The sequence below is a fragment of the Cupriavidus sp. 01L415 genome (assembly GCF_056400065.1).
In genome coordinates, this window is the sequence record NZ_JBFTSP010000020.1 from 68,051 (window position 1) to 84,460 (window position 16,410).

17 protein-coding genes are annotated in these 16,410 nt (G+C 66.4%); 12 read left to right on the top strand and 5 right to left on the bottom strand.

Features of this window, described 5'->3' with window-relative positions; translation table 11 throughout:
- Window positions 1-14 precede the first annotated feature (14 nt).
- Window positions 15-1,466, bottom strand: a complete 1,452-nt coding sequence (locus AC1DOX_RS22850) for a CoA transferase (RefSeq protein WP_441617312.1) — start codon at window positions 1,464-1,466, stop codon at window positions 15-17.
- A 303-nt stretch (window positions 1,467-1,769) separates the two neighbouring features.
- Between AC1DOX_RS22850 and AC1DOX_RS22855 the strand changes: the two genes are divergently transcribed.
- From AC1DOX_RS22855 to AC1DOX_RS22885, 7 genes are all read left to right on the top strand, one after another.
- Window positions 1,770-3,518, top strand: a complete 1,749-nt coding sequence (locus AC1DOX_RS22855; protein WP_441617310.1) for a glutamine--tRNA ligase/YqeY domain fusion protein — start codon at window positions 1,770-1,772, stop codon at window positions 3,516-3,518.
- A 2-nt stretch (window positions 3,519-3,520) separates the two neighbouring features.
- Window positions 3,521-3,742, top strand: coding sequence for an RNA-binding S4 domain-containing protein (locus AC1DOX_RS22860; RefSeq protein ID WP_092134792.1), 222 nt, complete (start codon window positions 3,521-3,523; stop codon window positions 3,740-3,742).
- 62 nt (window positions 3,743-3,804) lie between these two features.
- Window positions 3,805-4,191: an MAPEG family protein gene (locus AC1DOX_RS22865; RefSeq protein ID WP_092134794.1), complete on the top strand. Its 387-nt coding sequence runs from the start codon at window positions 3,805-3,807 to the stop codon at window positions 4,189-4,191.
- A 79-nt stretch (window positions 4,192-4,270) separates the two neighbouring features.
- Window positions 4,271-4,813 (top strand): YceI family protein, encoded by a 543-nt coding sequence (locus AC1DOX_RS22870; protein ID WP_092135448.1) that lies wholly within the window; start codon window positions 4,271-4,273, stop codon window positions 4,811-4,813.
- A gap of 142 nt (window positions 4,814-4,955) precedes the next feature.
- Window positions 4,956-5,264, top strand: a complete 309-nt coding sequence (locus tag AC1DOX_RS22875) for a hypothetical protein (RefSeq protein WP_092134796.1) — start codon at window positions 4,956-4,958, stop codon at window positions 5,262-5,264.
- 132 nt (window positions 5,265-5,396) lie between these two features.
- Complete coding sequence (locus AC1DOX_RS22880) at window positions 5,397-5,945, top strand: YaeQ family protein (protein WP_441617307.1); 549 nt, start codon at window positions 5,397-5,399, stop codon at window positions 5,943-5,945.
- A gap of 52 nt (window positions 5,946-5,997) precedes the next feature.
- Window positions 5,998-6,345 carry an FKBP-type peptidyl-prolyl cis-trans isomerase gene (locus tag AC1DOX_RS22885; RefSeq protein WP_092134798.1) on the top strand — a complete coding sequence of 116 codons (348 nt, stop codon included), beginning with the start codon at window positions 5,998-6,000 and terminating at the stop codon, window positions 6,343-6,345.
- 71 nt (window positions 6,346-6,416) lie between these two features.
- Here the strand turns inward: AC1DOX_RS22885 and AC1DOX_RS22890 are convergent, their stop codons facing one another.
- Window positions 6,417-6,737, bottom strand: a complete 321-nt coding sequence (locus tag AC1DOX_RS22890) for a hypothetical protein (protein WP_092134800.1) — start codon at window positions 6,735-6,737, stop codon at window positions 6,417-6,419.
- Between the two features lie 177 nt (window positions 6,738-6,914).
- Between AC1DOX_RS22890 and AC1DOX_RS22895 the strand changes: the two genes are divergently transcribed.
- Complete coding sequence (locus AC1DOX_RS22895; protein ID WP_441617305.1) at window positions 6,915-7,694, top strand: gamma-glutamylcyclotransferase; 780 nt, start codon at window positions 6,915-6,917, stop codon at window positions 7,692-7,694.
- Between the two features lie 23 nt (window positions 7,695-7,717).
- A complete protein-coding gene (locus AC1DOX_RS22900) occupies window positions 7,718-8,524 on the top strand; it encodes an ankyrin repeat domain-containing protein (RefSeq protein WP_441617303.1) in 807 nt (268 codons plus the stop codon).
- Window positions 8,525-8,571: 47 nt separating this feature from the next.
- Here AC1DOX_RS22900 and AC1DOX_RS22905 read toward each other — a convergent pair whose 3' ends face one another.
- A complete protein-coding gene (locus AC1DOX_RS22905) occupies window positions 8,572-10,272 on the bottom strand; it encodes a long-chain fatty acid--CoA ligase (protein WP_441617301.1) in 1,701 nt (566 codons plus the stop codon).
- A 210-nt stretch (window positions 10,273-10,482) separates the two neighbouring features.
- Between AC1DOX_RS22905 and trxA the strand changes: the two genes are divergently transcribed.
- Window positions 10,483-11,328 (top strand): thioredoxin, encoded by an 846-nt coding sequence (trxA, locus tag AC1DOX_RS22910; protein WP_441617299.1) that lies wholly within the window; start codon window positions 10,483-10,485, stop codon window positions 11,326-11,328.
- A 90-nt stretch (window positions 11,329-11,418) separates the two neighbouring features.
- Here the strand turns inward: trxA and AC1DOX_RS22915 are convergent, their stop codons facing one another.
- A complete protein-coding gene (locus AC1DOX_RS22915) occupies window positions 11,419-11,955 on the bottom strand; it encodes a bacteriohemerythrin (RefSeq protein ID WP_441617297.1) in 537 nt (178 codons plus the stop codon).
- A gap of 120 nt (window positions 11,956-12,075) precedes the next feature.
- Between AC1DOX_RS22915 and AC1DOX_RS22920 the strand changes: the two genes are divergently transcribed.
- Window positions 12,076-12,654, top strand: coding sequence for a P-loop nucleotide/nucleoside kinase family protein (locus AC1DOX_RS22920; protein WP_441617295.1), 579 nt, complete (start codon window positions 12,076-12,078; stop codon window positions 12,652-12,654).
- Between the two features lie 92 nt (window positions 12,655-12,746).
- On the opposite strand, the gene tcdA is transcribed toward AC1DOX_RS22920, so the two are convergent.
- A complete protein-coding gene (tcdA, locus tag AC1DOX_RS22925; protein WP_092135451.1) occupies window positions 12,747-13,571 on the bottom strand; it encodes a tRNA cyclic N6-threonylcarbamoyladenosine(37) synthase TcdA in 825 nt (274 codons plus the stop codon).
- A gap of 277 nt (window positions 13,572-13,848) precedes the next feature.
- On the opposite strand from tcdA, the gene AC1DOX_RS22930 reads away from it, so the two are divergent.
- A complete protein-coding gene (locus tag AC1DOX_RS22930; RefSeq protein WP_441617293.1) occupies window positions 13,849-16,197 on the top strand; it encodes an AsmA family protein in 2,349 nt (782 codons plus the stop codon).
- Window positions 16,198-16,410: the final 213 nt, after the last annotated feature.

The following is a 16,410-nucleotide window of genomic DNA, read 5'->3' on the forward strand; positions in this document are numbered from 1 at the left end:
TCAGCGCAAGCGTCCTACGTTCGGCGCGGTAACCATTCGGCGGGGTGCGTGCCCAGCGGCACCGACGGAAATGCCCAGTACGGGGGCGTCTCTGACAGCTTCGCGGCGTGCCGCACAATCGTCAGTTCACCGAAACCGGATTCGAGCACTTCCAGCAGGTCGGAAATCTCGTCGATGTGCTGATCCGGTACGCCGAGGCCGTCTGGCACGCGCCCGAGGCTGCGCAGCCACTGCCCCACCTGTGCCAGCGACACGCGCACATGCCAGCTTCCCCCTTCCACGGCGCGCCGATGCAGCGCCGCCATCGCGCCAAACGCCAGCAGGTAGCCCGCGGCGTGGTCGAGCACCTGAGCCGGCAATGGCTTCGGGTCGGTGCTGCCGGCGGCCTGGGCTTCGTCATGATTCAGCCCGGTCGCGGTCTGGACGAGCGAGTCGAAGCCGCGCTTGCCCGACCACGGTCCGACGTGACCATATGCCGACAGTGACACGTAGACAATGCCCGGCCGGGCGCGTGCCACGGCTTCCGGCCCGGCGCCCAGTTCGGCCAGCCCTGCCGGACGATAGCCCTGCACCAGCACGTCCGCGCCATGCAGCAGCTTGTGCAGCGTGCGCTTGTCGTCCGGATCCCGCAGGTCCAGGTGGCAGGACCGCTTGCCGCGTCCCGTGTCGATGACGAGCGGGGCGATGGACGGCAGATGCGACGCCGTCACCAGCAACACGTCCGCCCCATGCGCGGCCAGCGTGCGCCCCGCGACCGGGCCCGCGATGATGCGCGTGAAATCGAGCACACGCACGCCCGTGAGCGGCCGCGCGTCGACATTGATTTCCGCGTGAGCAGGCAAGGCCGGCAGCGGCTCCGGCGGCGCTTCGCCGATCTTTTCGATCGTCACCGGCGGCAGCGCGCGGATGGCTTCGGCCTGCGGATGCGCCTGCCATTCGTCAAAGGTCCGCATCGCGGCGACCACGAGGCCCGCCTCCGATGCCGTGGCTTCGAAAGCCTCGGCTTCCCACTTGCCAAGCGCGGCGCGCACGGCCTCCTTGTCGTGCGCGCAGTGGAGGATGCGCAGCACGCCGTCGCGATGATGGGGAAAGTTCGTGTGCAGCCGGACCCACCGGCCGTCCCCGCAGGGGTACAGCCCGGCAATCTTGTCCCAGAGCTCGGGCGCGGGGCCGCCGTTCACGCGCAGATAGCGCTCGCTGCGGAATTCGGCCAGTGCATGACGCATGTCGACGGACACGTCCTGCCAGCGGCCCGTGCGCCGGGCCCACAGCGCGGCGGCGGCCAACGCCGACGCGCCCAGGCTGGCCTGTGCGGCGGCACCGATGGCAAAGCTCGATGGCAGGACGGGATCCGCTCCGGTCAGGTGCAGGTGCGCAAGCGCCTCCGGCGCCATGCCGGCACCCTGCCAGAGCGCCGCCACCACATCGGCCGGCGGGATGGAATCGGGGGAGGAAGCAGGTTTCATGGGGTGTGTTCCAGCAACAAGGCCCGGGGGATCGTGCGAGGATGACGCCATACCGAGCGCCATGCCAAGCGTCATGCCGAGGTGTCGCCCCGAGGACGGCACTCGATCACTCTGCGGTGGATTCTGCCCCACTTCGGGTCCCGCCGCAGTGAGCCGATTCGCAAAATGGCGGTCCGCTGTCGGGTTGACCCCCAAGGCACGGTAAAATCCCGCCATTCCAAGGAACACCAAGGACGCGCCCGGGTCAATCCTTGCCTGGCCGTCCGCCAAATGCTATCCAGCCGCACCCGATGCGGCGCCACCATGAGCCAAGACAACAAGCCCAACGACACGCCCGCCGCCTCCAACTTCCTGCGGAGCATCATCGACCAGGACCTGGCCGCCGGCACGTATGCCGGCCGCGCGGACAAGCAGGGCGAGCCGCTGCCCCCGGTCATCACGCGGTTCCCGCCGGAGCCCAACGGCTACCTGCACATCGGCCACGCCAAGAGCATCTGCCTGAACTTCGGTCTGGCCCGCGACTATGGCGGCCGCTGCCACCTGCGCTTCGACGACACCAACCCGGTCAAGGAAGACACGGAGTACGTCGATTCGATCATCGACTCCGTGCACTGGCTCGGCTTTTCGTGGGACGCCACCAAGGCCGGCGCGGCTCCGCACCTCTACTACGCCAGCGACTACTTCGACCAGCTGTATGCATTCGCCGAAACGCTGATCGAGCGCGGCGCCGCCTACGTGGACAGCCAGAGCGCCGAGCAGATCGCCGCCACGCGCGGCAACTTCTCAGAGCCGGGCAAGCCGTCGCCGTACCGCGACCGCTCCGTCGAGGAAAACCTGAAGCTGTTCCGCGAGATGCGCGACGACAAGTACGCCGACGGCGAACATGTGCTGCGCGCGAAGATCGACATGGCCGCGCCGAACATCGTGCTGCGCGACCCGGTGCTCTACCGCATCCGCCACGCCCATCACCACCGGACCGGCGACAAGTGGTGCATCTACCCGATGTACGACTTCACGCATTGCATCTCGGATGCGCTGGAGAACATCAGCCATTCGCTGTGCACGCTGGAATTCGAGAACAATCGCCCGCTGTATGACTGGGTGCTCGGGCACCTGCGCGAGTCCGGCGTGTTCCGCGATCCGCTGCCGCATCAATACGAGTTCGCCCGCCTGAACCTGACGTACGCGATCACGAGCAAGCGCAAGCTCAAGCAGCTCGTGGACGAGAAGCGCGTGGACGGCTGGGATGATCCCCGCATGCCCACCATCGTCGGCATCCGCCGCCGCGGCTACACGCCGGAATCGATCCAGCTGTTCTGTGACCGCGTAGGCGTCTCCAAGGCCGACAGCTGGATCGACATGAGCACGCTGGAAGGCGCCGTGCGCGACGATCTCGACGCGCGCGCGCCGCGCAGCGTGGGCGTGCTGGACCCGGTCAGGCTGATCCTGGACAACTATCCCGAAGGCCAGAGCGAGGAATGCTCGGCGCCGGTGCACCCCAAGCAGCCGGAGCTGGGGCGTCGTGTGTTCCCGCTGTCGCGCGAGCTGTGGATCGAGCGCGAGGACTTCAACGAGAACCCGCCGAAGGGCTACTTCCGCCTGTTCCCGGGCAACAAGGTGCGCCTGCGCTATGGCTACGTGATCGAGTGCACGGGCGTGGACAAGGACGCCGATGGCAACGTGATCGCCGTGCATGCGAACTACCTGCCGGACACCAAGAGCGGCACGCCGGGCGCGGACAGCGTCAAGGTCAAGGGCAACATCCACTGGGTCAGCGCGGCGCACGCGTACGAGGCCGAGGTGCGCCTCTACGACCGCCTGTTCAACGATCCAAACCCGGACGCCGGCGGCAAGAATTTCCTGGACGCGCTGAACCCCGATTCCAAGAAGGTCGTCACGGCCTATCTGGAACCGGGCCTGCGCGATGCGAAGCCGGAAGACCGCTTCCAGTTCGAGCGTCACGGCTACTTCGTGGCGGACCGCGTGGATTCGCAGCCGGGCAAGCCCGTCTTCAACCGGACGGTCGGCCTGAAGGACAGCTGGGGCAAGTGACTATGACGCAGACCATCACGTTTCCGCTCGAGGGCGAGTTCATCGCCCTCAACGACCTGCTGAAGCTGGCCGGCATCTGCGACAGCGGCGGCGCCGGCAAGGCGCTCGTCGCAGCCGGCGAGGTCTCGGTGGACGGTTCGGCGGAGTCGCGCAAGACCGCCAAGATCCGCGCCGGGCAGGTCGTCGGCGTGGCCGGCGTACGCATCAAGGTGGTGGCGGCCTGAAAGGTTGCCTCCCCTGCCGGAAGCCTGTCGGTTCCGGTCTCACCTGACGAAAAGGACATTCAATGCCGATCGCGTTCTGGTGTGTACTGGTGGCGGGCCTCCTGCCCGTCCTGACCGTAACCATCGCCAAGGCCGGTGGGCGCAGCGGCTTTGACAACCACGACCCGCGCGGCTGGCTCGAAAAGCAAAGCGGCCGCGCGCGCCGCGCCGACCTGGCGCACCGCAACCACTTCGAGGCCTTCCCGTTCTTTGCCGCGGCTGTGTTGACGGCCAGCTACCTGTCCGCGCCACAGGCCCGGATCAACGAGCTGGCGGTGGTATTTCTCGTTGCGCGCGTTCTCTATACGGTCTGCTACCTGACCGACCGGCCCACCCTGCGCACGCTGTGCTGGACCGTGGGTTTCCTGACCGTGATCGGGATCTTCCTGTTACCGGTCTTCGTCCACTGATCGCCGCATCGCCATGCAGATCCCCACTCTGAGGCTGGGCCTGGCCACGGCCGCTATCGCGGCAACGGTTGCCAGCGGCATGACGTTTGCGGCACCCACCACCTACACCGTCGATCCGACACACACCACGGTCCACTTCGGCGCCAGCCATTTCGACCGCACTACCGTGCGCGGCCGTTTCAACAAGCTGGACGGCCGGATCATCTACGACCCGGCAACCGGCGCGGGAGCCATCGACTTCACTGTCGATACCGATTCGGTTGACTCGGGCAATCGCAGCCTTGACGGTGTGCTGCGTTCCGCACAGTTTCTCGACGCCCAGACCTTCCCCGTGGCACGCCTGCAGGCAAACCGCTTTATCGTCGAAGGCGGCAAGCTCGTGGCTGTGGAGGGCACCTTCTCGCTGCACGGCGTCACGCAACCGCTGCGGCTGGAGGCCGACCGCTTCAGTTGCGGCCAGACCGTGCTGTTCGGCGTCAGGCGCGACGTCTGCGGCGGTGACTTCCACGCCACACTGACGCGCAGCGCATTCGGCATGACCCGTTTCCTGCCCGATGTGAGCGATACGGTCACCTTGCAGATTTCCGTCGAGGCGTCACCTGCCGGGCCGGCGCCGCAATAAGAGCTGCAATAAGGGCGGGCTGCCGTTCCGGATGATGACCACGCGTCACCTTTGCCGGCGAAATCTCTCGTAAAATCATCGCTTTGCAAATCCATCCTGCCGCGTTCCGCCCCCAGCGCACCCGGCGACAACGTGAGTCAAGATGATCCACATTCACGCGGGTGACGTCGTTGCGGCGTCGCTGGCCGCGGCCGGCGCGTGCCTGGCCTGCAGCATTCCTGCCGATTTCCTGCGCCGCTTCCCGCTCTGGGCCTACAAGACCTATGGACGAGGCGCCCTGCTGCTGCCACTGCTGGCCATGGTCGTCGGCTCGTTGCTGGCCAGGACCGCCATCACTGGCCAGATCAACAGCCATGGCGGCGTGGCGCTGGTGGCCGCGGCGGCCTTCCTGACGCTCGTGCTGGCTTCCGCACTGCTGCGCTTCTGGCTCAGCGACTACCGCAAGTCCTGACGCATTGCCGCGCGGGCGCGCCAGCGCACGCAAACGGGCGGCGGATTCCATCGCGCCGGCGCCCGGATCACGTATGATGCGGCCTTCCGCGCGCCGAGCAACGTCGCTGGCGCCGCCCGCTTTCCTGATCTCATGGCGCTCAAGTCCACCATCTTCAAAGCCGAGTTGTCCGTGTCCGACATGGACCGGCCCTACTACGGCAGCCACGCCCTGACCATCGCCCAGCATCCGTCCGAAAACGATGCGCGCATGATGGTCCGGCTGCTGGCGTTTGCCTGCGAGGCCTCCGAGTCTCTTGCCTTCACCCGTGGCCTGGACGAACCCGACGAGCCGGACCTCTGGGACAAGAACCTGACCGGCGAGATCGAACACTGGGTCGAACTGGGCCAGCCCGACGAGGCCCGCCTGCGGCGCGCCTCCGCCCGCTCCGGGCGCGTGACCGTCTATACGTATCAAAGCGCCAGCGCGCGTGAATGGTGGAAGGGCATGGCCGGCAAAGCTAGCAAGCTGCGCAACGTCACCATCTACAATGTGCCGTCGGAAGCCGTCGACGCGCTGGCCGGCCTGGCGCAGCGCGCCATGCGACTGTCGGTCACGATCCAGGACGGCGAGATCTGGGTCAGCGACGACGACCACAACGTCCAACTCACGCTGGACGTGCTGCAGCGCGCCACCGGCTGAGCGGCGCTGCGGCGCCTGATGATTCCACTGCCACACAACAAGGAAGATTGCGATGCAAACTACTCCCTCCGGCCTGCAGTTTGAAGACACCGTCGTCGGTTCGGGCGACGAAGCCACGTCGGGCAAGCACGTGACCGTGCACTACACCGGCTGGCTGTACGAGAACGGCCAGGCAGGCCGCAAGTTCGATTCGAGCAAGGACCGCAACGACCCGTTCGTGTTTCCGCTGGGCGCCGGCCACGTGATTCGCGGCTGGGACGAAGGCGTCCAGGGCATGAAGGTCGGCGGCACGCGCCGCCTGGTGATTCCGGCCGACCTCGGCTACGGCGCGCGCGGCGCCGGCGGCGTGATCCCGCCGAACGCCACGCTGCTGTTCGAAGTGGAGCTGCTGGCGGTCTGATTCCCGCCCGCCACAAGTCAAAACGGACGCCTCTCGCGCGTCCGTTTTGTTTTCGTGCGGCCAGTGCGCGGTCAGAAGCCGATGGCGGCGTTGCCCACGTCCACACGTACCTTGTCGCGGCCCAGCAGGCGGCCGGCGTGGCGGGCAAAATCCTGGGCCCATTCCGCATTGCCGGCAAAGCGGTTCTCGCCCGAGAACTTGGCCACGTTCAGGATCTTGTCGATCACCAGCACCTTCCCCACCGGGCTGGATGCCTGACAATCCAGCTCCGCGTATTCGCGGTCGAACCAGCGCCACGCAGCGTCCTCCGTCACCGCCGCCAGCTCGGCATCGCCGAGCGTGAATTCAAACTCCTTGCCGCTGCCGAACACCACGGTAAGCGTACGCGCCATGACCGGTTCTCCGAGATTCTCCGAGGATGAGGTCCCTATTGTAGTGACTTGGCAGCGCCTGGGAATCGGCCGGACGAGCTATCCCGCAAGATCCGACCGTTGCCTGCGACACACACCGCACCCGCGCGCGTGGTTTCCGTGCGACACACTCTTCGGCTTTGGATTATCCTTGCACGCATGGCCATCACCAGACAGGACCTCGAATCGGATCGGCTGCGCACATCGCTGTGCAGCACACCGATCGCGTCTTCACTCCTGCCGGAGGCCGATATCGAGCGCTCGCTCTGCAACACGCTGGCGGCCCGGCCCGATGGCGCCGACCTGAACGGTGACGTGTGGCTCTTCGGCTACGGATCCCTGATCTGGAACCCGATGGTGGTGCACACGGATCGGCGGCTCGCCACCGTGCATGGCTATCACCGCGGCTTCTATCTCTATTCCCGCATCAACCGCGGCACCTGGGACAATCCTGGCCTGGTGCTGGGACTCGATCGCGGCGGTTGCTGCACCGGCATGGTGTTTCGCATCCCGAGCCATGTGATCGAACAGGAATTCCGTGTGCTGTGGCGCCGCGAAATGATGACCGGCGCCTACCATCCGCGCTGGCTGCGCGTAAAGGTCGACGACCAGCCGGGCGGCGCCGAACAGCGAGCCCTTGCCTTCGTGATGAATCGCGAACACACGGGCTATGCGGGCCGCCTGCCCGACGCACGCGTGGTGGCCTGTCTGCGCCACGCCACGGGCCTCTACGGTCCGGCGCGCGAATATCTGCAGCAGACGCTGCTGGGCCTGGCCACCAATGGCGTGGATGACCCCTACCTCGGCCGCCTGTGGCGCCAGTTGCAGGAGGGCGAGGCTGCCGAGGCCGGCGCACCACACACGAAGCCCGCACCAACATTGCAGGCCGATTCCGCCGAAGCAGTGGCTGCGACGACCGCGCCCCACGAAACCGTCTGAGTCCATCCGATCGCCCACGAACCATGACGCGCTCCCAGACCCGCCCCCGTCGCCAGGCACTTGCCGAGATGCTCGGGCTCATGGGATTGCTGATGGGAGGTGGATTGCTGGCCGGACAGGGCGGCCAGACGCTGGCGCGGTCGATCGGCATGGGCGGCGCCTCGGCACCGCCTCCCTCGCGCGCGCCGCGCACCCCCGAACCTGGCCTGACGCCTCCACGCGGCGACGGCATGGCGGCGCTGGACCGCAACCTGATTACGGCCGCCAGCATCGGCGACCTGGATCTCGTCAACCGCTTGCTGGCTGCGGGTGCCTCCGCGCAGGCCGTGGACGAACGCGGCCGAACGGCGCTGGTCGCGGCCGTCTATAACCGGCGAGGCGACGTCGCGCGCGCGCTGATCCAGGCAGGTGCGGACGTCAACCGCAAGGACGGCGAGGCCAACAGCGCCTTCTTGCTGGCGGCGGCCACGGGGCAGATCGATGTGGTACGGCTTGCGCTTGCGCATGGCGCCGACCTCAGGAGCACGGACCGCTACGACGGCACCGCGCTGATCGCCGCCAGCCAGCACGGCAATGTCGAAGTCGTGAAGCTCTTGCTGAAGGCCGGGATCGCCGTGGATCAGGTCAACCAGCTCGGGTGGACGGCGCTGCTGGAGGCCATCGTCCTGGGCGACGGCAGTACGCGCTACGAGGAAATCGTCCAGCTCCTGCTGGACGCGGGGGCCGACGCCAACCTGGCCGACCGAGAAGGGATCACGCCCTCGCGCCATGCGCGCGAGCGTGGTTACAAGACGATGGTGAAGATGCTCATGCGCGCCCGCGGTCACTGACCCCGGGCACACACCGCCGCACCCGCCTCAAGCGGCCTCAAGCGGCCTCAAGCCGCCGCGTTGCGCGTATTTTCCGATTCCTGCAACTGGCGCCACATCACCTTGCCCGTGCCCGACTTCGGCAGCGCATCGACGAACTCCACCACGCGCGGGTACTTGTACGCGGCCATGTTCTCCTTGGCCCATTCGATGATGTCTTCCGGCTTGGTCTTGCCGCGCGCATCGGTGCGCAGGACGACCACGGCCTTCACCGTCTCGCCGCGATAGGCGTCGCGCGTGCCGATGATGCACGCCTCCTGCACGGCCGGATGCTTGTACAGCAGGTTCTCCACCTCGGCCGGCCAGACCTTGAAGCCCGACGCATTGATCATGCGCTTGAGGCGGTCCGTGATGAAGAAGAAGCCATCCTCGTCCACGCGGCCCAGGTCGCCCGTGCGGAAGAACGTCTCGCCTTCGAATTCGATGAATGCATCGCGCGTGGCATCGGGCTTGCCCCAGTAGCCCTTGAACACCTGCGGGCCGCGCACGATGATCTCCCCCACTTCGTTTGGCGGCAGTTCCTGCAGCGTGACAGGATCGATCACGCGCGCGTCCGTGTTGAACGTCGGCACGCCGAGGCACTGCAGCTTGGCATGCTCGGCCGGGTTGCTATGCGTCGGCGCCATCGTCTCGGAAAGGCCATAGCCTTCCAGGTAGCTCAGGCCGAACTGCGTCTTCAGGCGTTCCGCCACGGCCTGCGGCATGGCCGCGCCGCCGCCGCCGATGTAGCGCAGGCTGCCGAGGTCGAACGACGCCAGGTTCGGACTGCCCAGGAAGTCGATCACCATCGTCGGGATGTTGGTCCAGTGCGTGACCTGATAGCGCGAGATCAGGCGACCGGCCACCTCGCGGTCCCAGCGCGGCAGCATCACCACCGTGGCGCCGGAATAGATCGGGCCGTTCATGCCGTACTGCATGCCGGTGACGTGGAACAGGGGCAGCACCGACAGGATCACCGATTCGGCGCCGCTGCCGGACCACGTGGCGCCACCGATGATGTTGTGCATCACGGAGCGATGCGTGTGGATGCATCCCTTCGGGAACCCGGTGGTACCCGAGGTGTACGGCATGACCGCCATGTCGTCGGGGCCAGCGGTATGCGGGCCGGGCTGCAATCCGGCACCGATGGCCTCGGACCATGCCGTGGTGCCGGCGGGCAGTGGATGCTCCACGGTCAGCCACGCGGGCGGCGCGTCCTCCGGGAATTCATACGTCGCGGGCAACGCATCGGCGTACTGGGACGCCAGCACGTGCTGCAGGCGCTGATCGGCATCAACCTCGCTGTTGGCCTGCGCCACGCCGGACATGAGGTCCGCGGTGCAGATCGCTACGCGCGCTTGAGCATCGGTGATGTAGTGCTTGAATTCCTCGGCACGATTCATCGGATTGACGGGCACCACCACGGCATCGGCGCGCAGAATCGCGTAGTAGCTGGCCAGGAATTGCGGGCAGTTCTGCATGTACAGCAGCACGCGATCACCCTTCTTGACGCCGGCCTTCTGCTGCAGCCAACCCGCCAGCGCCGTGGCCTGCGATTCCAGTTCACGGAACGTGATGGCATTGCCGAAGTAGCGGATGGCAGGCTTGTCGGCAAAGCGGTGTGCGGAGACCTCCAGGTTGTACCAGAGCGAGGTCTCCGGCAGCACGATTTCGGTTGGCACTCGCTTGGGCCAGAACTGGAAATGCGGACGCGCGGGCTTGGTGGTCATGGTGTCTCCTGCAGTCGGCCTCATGGACCGATGTTCTTGGATTGGTCAACGGTCAAGCAATATAACTGAACGACCGTTCTATTTTCAACCACAGGTTTTCCCGCGCTACGCGGGATTCCGCGGGTACGCCCCGTTGTGTTTTGCGGCCCTGCCCTCACAATAGGGAAATCAGGCCACTTTTGCGTGGCCGTCCATTCCGAGGTGCACAACATGAGCGACGTCACCCTGCAGAATTTCGAAGCCGACGTCATTGAGATGTCGCGCCAGGTTCCAGTGCTGGTTGATTTCTGGGCGCCGTGGTGCGGCCCGTGCAAGACGCTGGGCCCGATGCTGGAAAAGCTGGAGGCCGAGGCCGGCGGCAAATGGAAGCTGACCAAGGTCAACGTGGACGAGAACCAGGAACTGGCTGCGCACTTTGGCGTGCGCAGCATTCCGCACGTGGTGGCATTTGCCGACGGCAACGCCGTCGACCAGTTCATCGGCGTGCTGCCGGAATCCCAGTTGAGAGGGTTTCTGGAGGGCCTGTCGCCCAACCCGGGCCAAGTGGCATTGCGCGAGGCAAGAGAAGCGGCCGCAGCGGGTGACCGGGACGGTGCCCGGGCCGCGTTCCAGGCGGCGCTGGCCTTCGATCCGGGTGCGGATGGTGCGCGCCTGGCGTATATCGGCTTCCTGCTGGACGAGAATGCCATCGACGACGCCGAAGCCGAGTTCGGTCTCTTGTCGCCACATGCATTGCAGGACGATGCCTATGCGGCGCTGCAAACGCGACTGGAAGCGATGAAAGGCATGGGCGATCTGCCGGATCCTGGCGAACTGGCCGCCCGCGTGGACGCCAATCCGAACGACCTCGCCGCGCGGCTCGACCTGGCCAAGATGCTGATTGCCCGCCGCCAGTACGAACCGGCGCTGGAGCAGTTGATCGCGATCGTCCGCAAGGATCGCGGCTTTGAAGACGACATCGGCCGCAAGACCATGTTGTCGGTGTTCGAACTGATGGCGGACCAGCCCGAGGCCGTTTCACGCTGGCGCCGCCAGCTCAGCACGTCGCTGAACTGAACGTCGCCTGAATGCCTGCCTGAAGGTGGGCTTGAAGGGCTACCTGATTCGGGGGCGCCCATAGGGCGCCACCTTCAGGCCATCGGGCCGTCAGGCTGGCTGATCGGCAGGCCCTTCGACGAGCGTGAAGCCGTTGGCCTTCATGTGCTCGACCATCATCGTGTCCATGGACTTCACGTGCTGGTCAAACCAGCCGGATAGCTCGCCGATCAACCTGCGGCCCAGGTCGACCATTCCCTCCCCCGCTACCTTGTCCCGCACGGCTTGCGCAACGGCCAGCACCTGCTGGTGCTCGCCCGCATGGCAATAGCGCGGCCCGAAACCCATCGCCTCCATCCACTGCTCTTCCTGCGCGAAGTGATGCCGCGTGTGGTCCATCCACGCATCGTAGGCCGAGAGGAAGCCCGCATCGTCAGCTTTCGCGGTGGCGTCGAGCAATTGGAGGAATTCGGCGTGGGTGGCGTCGGTCACCGGTTCTCCGAGATGGAGATCGGCGGGCAGGCCTTCAGACGACAGCCCTGCATAGGGATTGGCGACGGCACTGAACTCGGTGGCTGGGGTGCCGAGTTCGGCGCTGGGTTCAACGCTGGGTTCGGCGCTGGGTTCGTGATGGGGAGTGGCGGACATGGTTGGCCGGCAACGTTGGAATGACCGGCAAGGATACCGATTTCCCGCGCGGCCGATCTGATTTTCCGCAATCGCGGGTTATCCTTGGCGCTTCCGCCCTCGCCTGGAACGCCCTCGCCCATGCCACGACTGATCTTCTTCTGCGGCCACGCCGGCACCGGCAAGACGTCGCTCGCCCACCGGCTGATCGGGCCGCTCATGCAGGCCACCGGCGAGCCGTTCTGCCTGCTGGACAAGGACACGCTCTACGGCCGCTACAGCGCCGCGGCGATGGGTGCCATCACCGGCGACCCCAATGACCGCGACAGTCCGGCCTACCTCGACAACCTGCGCGATCCCGAATATCAGGGCCTGCTCGACACCGCGCGCGAGAACCTGATGCTTGGCATCAGCGTGATCGTGATCGGGCCGCTGTCGCGCGAGACTCGCGCGCATCAACTGGCCGATCCGCAGTGGCTGCACTTGCCGGCCGGCACGCAGACGCAGATCGTCTGGGTGCACCTGCCCGAAGACGAGGCCCACGCACGCATCATCCGGCGCGGCAACCCCAACGACGCCTATAAGCTGGCGCACTGGGAAGCGTATCGCACACGCCGCTTCATGCCGGATCCGGCCGAGTATCCCGAACTGATTTTCTTCGACAACCTGGCGCCCGATGATGACGCGGTGAACAGCCTGCTGCGGCGGCTGGCCTCCTGACCTGGCACAAGCGGCACAAGCGCTGGAGCCGCACGGGTGCTGGACTGATGCCGAACCGGCGATAAACCGGCACCCGATTTGACCGCCCGGATTCAGCCCGCCACGACCGCGCCGATCACCGCCGAGGCGGCCACGAAGCCAAACACCGCCGTCACCGCCACCGACGATCCGAAGCCGGCACAGGCCAGCCCCTGCGGCCCCTGCCGGTGCGTGGGCGGGACTTCGTCGATCTCGCACGCTTGCTGCTCGGGCTCCGGATAACGCAGCGGTTCATCCGAATACACGGCCTGGATGCCGAATTTTTTCTTCGGATCGCGCGGGAATCCCCATTGCCGGCGCAGGTTGCCACGCACTTTCGCCAGCAGTGGATCCTGGACGGTTCGCGCCAGATCCTCGATCCGCACGCGCGTCGGGTCCAGTTGGCCACCGGCGCCCCCGCAGGTGATCACGCGCGCACTCTCGCGGCGCGCCCACCCCAGGATCGCGGTCTTGATCTTCACGGCGTCGATCGCATCGATCACCCAGTCAAACCCGCCGAGCAGCGCCGCCACATTGTCCTCAGTGACGAAATCGTCGATCTGCGTCACCCGGCAACGCGGATTGATGGCCACCATGCGCTCGGCCATGGCATCCACCTTGGCACGGCCATAGGCGTCACCCAGCGCATGAATCTGGCGGTTGGTGTTGGAGAGCGCAATGTGATCCAGGTCGATCAGGGTCACGCGGCCCACCGCATTGCGGGCCAACGCCTCCGCCGCCCAGCTACCCACTCCGCCGATGCCGATGACACAGACGTTGGCCGCCTCGAGCCGCGCCATTCCTTCTGCACCGTACAGACGGGCCACGCCACCAAAGCGGCGATGGTAGTCGTCGTCCTCGGGGCTCTCGTGGGTCAGGGGCTCGGGCAGGCCCGGCATATCGGCCAGGGGGGTCGGGGCAATCGTCATGACGGTCGGAATCTGTGGCGACAGCGCGCCCGCTGGCGCGCCGTGCCGGCATTTTATGCCACCCGGGCCGAACGGGCTGGCCGTAAAAATAGGCGAGCTTGCGACCGAATTGTCAGCGCGAGGCTGACAACGGGCGGGGACGGTGGCCCCTACAATGATCTTGCAGTGGTTGATCCGCCGCATGGCCCCGCACACGTGCCCAACGGGGTATGCCCCCTTGCCCGCGCGTCAACAGGAGTCCAACCCCATGCCCGCCTCGCGCCGCCAAAAGATCGTCCTATGGAGTGCACTGACGCCGATCGCCCTGATCGCGATCCTCCTCGTTGTCATCCTGACCTTTGACTGGAACCGGCTGAAGCCGTGGATCAACGACAAGGTCACGCAGGCCATCGGGCGTCCGTTCGCCATCAATGGCGACCTGGTTGTCACCTGGAAGCGTGCGCAGGGCGAAACCGGCTGGCAAACGCTGGTTCCRTGGCCACGACTGTCCGCGCGCGACATCACCGTGGGCAATCCTGACTGGGCGAAGTCGCCCAACATGGCAAACATCCGTGAGCTGATCTTCGTGCTTCGACCCGTGCCGCTGCTGGCCCACGAGATCAACGTGCCGACGATCGTGGTCGATAGCCCGGCCGTATGGCTGGAGCGGCTGGCCGACAAGCGCAACAACTGGACCTTCGATACGGGGCCGGACACAGGCCAGCGCAAATGGCATCTCGATATCGGCGAAGTGGTCCTGCAGCGCGGCAACCTGGCGCTGGCGGATGCCGCGGAGAAGATCGAAATGCAGGCCACACTGGATACCGTGGGGGACCAGGCGCTCTATGACAGGGCGCGCGACGGCGCGCTGGTGCCGCCCACCGATGCGTCGGCGATAGAGGCCTCCGCGCCCGTGGCATCGGCCTCGACCCCGACATCCAGCCCGGCCGGCGACAGCGTCACCAGGGACGCAAAGGACAGCAGGCCGGACGCGCGGGACAGCCGCTATGGCATCCGCTGGAAGGCCGTCGGCCATTACAACCAGGCCACGATCAACGCCAGCGGCAAGGCTGGCACCGTGCTGAGCCTGCGCGACACCAACACACCCTACCCGGTCCAGGCCGACGTCCGCGTGGGCAATACGCGCGCCGTGATCGAAGGCACGCTCACGAATCCGGCGCATATCGGCGCGCTGGACGTGCACCTGCAACTGTCAGGCGACAACATGGCCAAGCTGTATCCACTCACCGGCATCGTGCTGCCCTCGACGCCGCCGTATGAAACACGTGGCCGTCTGGTGGGCACGCTCAAGCCGGGCGCCTCCACCTATACCTACCGCAATTTCACCGGCAAGGTGGGCGGCAGCGACCTGGGTGGCACGCTCACGTTCGCGCAGCGCTCGCCGCGCCCGCTGCTCTCCGGCGAACTGGTCTCTCAGCAACTACTGTTCTCCGACCTGGCGCCGCTGATCGGTGCGGATGCCAAGCCGGGCCGGGCCGCGCCGGAGAGCCCCGTGAAGCAGCCCGCCAACAAGGCGTTGCCGGTGGCCCCGTTCCGGACCGAACGCTGGGACGAGATCGATGCCGACGTGAAGTTCACCGGCAAGCGCATCGTGCGCGACGAAGACCTGCCGATCACGGACCTGACCACGCACCTGAAGCTGACCGACGGCGTGCTGCTGCTGGATCCGCTCAACTTCGGCGTGGCCGGCGGCAACCTGGTCTCCACGATCCGGCTGGACGGCAAGCGCGAGCCGATGGGCGCCGTGATCGACATGACCGCGCGCCACCTGAAGCTCAAGCAGATGTTTCCGAAAATCGACACGATGCGAGCGAGCATCGGCGAGGTCAACGGCAGCGCCAGGTTGTCGGCCACGGGCAATTCCGTCGCCGCGCTGATGGCATCGTCCAACGGCGAGGCGCGGTTGCTGGTGGAGAACGGCACGGTCAGCAAGTTCATTCTCGAGGCGATCGGCCTGAACGTGGGCAGCGTGGTGATCTCCAAACTGTTCGGCGACAAGCCCGTGCAAATCAACTGTGGCGTCAGCGACTTCGCGTTCAAGGACGGCGTGGCGCGCGCCCGCACGTTCGTGCTCGACACGCAGGATGCGGTCATTAACACCGAGGGCGCCATCGACATGCGCGACGAGCGGCTGGCACTGACCATCCATCCGGATTCCAAGGGCCTGCGGATCATTTCGCTGCGTTCGCCGCTGTATGTGGGCGGCACGTTCAAGAACCCCTCCGTGAGCCCGAACATTGCCGTGCTGGCGCTGCGAGCCGGCGGCGCGCTGGCCCTGGCGTTGACGGCGCCGGTGGCCATGCTGGTGCCGCTGCTCGACATCTCCCCGGGCGAGGAGAGCCAGTGCGGCAAGCTCCTGGCCGAACTGAAGAAGCGCCCAACCGCCCCGCCGCCGGGCAAGACCTATCAGGACCCGGCCTCCGGCAAGGGGGTGAAGCAGACAGCCGGCCCGGCGATCCCCGAACCGCCGACGAAGTCGGCCGCCGCCCAGGGCGAAGCCGGCCCGCCACCCACCACACCGCGCGTCCCCGCCCCGACCGTCCAGCAGAATCCGTCGCGCCCGGCCAACGATGTCCGGCTCTACCAGGGTGGCTGAGGCATCGCCTGAATGATCCGGTAGGCATCCGCCGGGCCGACGGGCCGCATCCGATTGGCAAATCCGCAACACAAACGCCTCGAAAGTGTTGCGGATTTGCACCCCCTCCTTCTTCGCCGTTGTGCCCGGCCCACGGGCAGTCGCATAATTAAACGGCCATTTACAAGCAATTTACGAAGAGATGGCGTGCATCGGTTCCCGATGCCGGTTCCA